Genomic DNA, 393 nt, shown 5'->3' on the forward strand with positions numbered 1-393 from the left:
ATCGATGAAACGCGCGTAGCCCGCATCGAAATCCACGGTATGCAGGCGGCGATGGAAGTGCACGGTGGCACCGGCCTGTTCGGCCAGTTCCAGCAGCGTGGTGTTCAGATCGCTGCGATGGATCGACCAGATCACCTCGCAGATGACGCCCGCCCAGCGCGAACTGCTGCGCACCAAAGGCGCACCGGTGCTGACCTTCCTACCAGAACCGGAAGTGTCCCGCGTGGTGTTCATCGCCACGCCGCATCGCGGTACCGACGTGGCCGTCGGCTTCTACGACCACACCATCCAGATGCAGGCCAAGGGCAAGGACGTGGTGGCCTTCGTGCTGCTCTCGCGCAACTCCGGCCTGGTGATGGCCGGCCGCGAGGATGCCACCTTCGATCCGGCCCG

Annotated in this window: 2 pseudogenes; one reads left to right on the forward strand and one right to left on the reverse strand. The window is 65.1% G+C overall.

Going from position 1 to position 393, the window contains the following annotated elements:
- Positions 1-138, reverse strand: a pseudogene (locus ABGA94_RS15855) (FAD-dependent monooxygenase); the annotation flags it as partial.
- A gap of 4 nt (positions 139-142) precedes the next feature.
- On the opposite strand from ABGA94_RS15855, the pseudogene ABGA94_RS15860 reads away from it, so the two are divergent.
- Positions 143-393 (forward strand): annotated as a pseudogene (locus ABGA94_RS15860) (hypothetical protein); the annotation flags it as partial.

This window comes from Stenotrophomonas sp. 3diitr2024 (assembly GCF_042136455.1).
Taxonomy (GTDB): Bacteria; Pseudomonadota; Gammaproteobacteria; order Xanthomonadales; family Xanthomonadaceae; genus Stenotrophomonas; species Stenotrophomonas sepilia.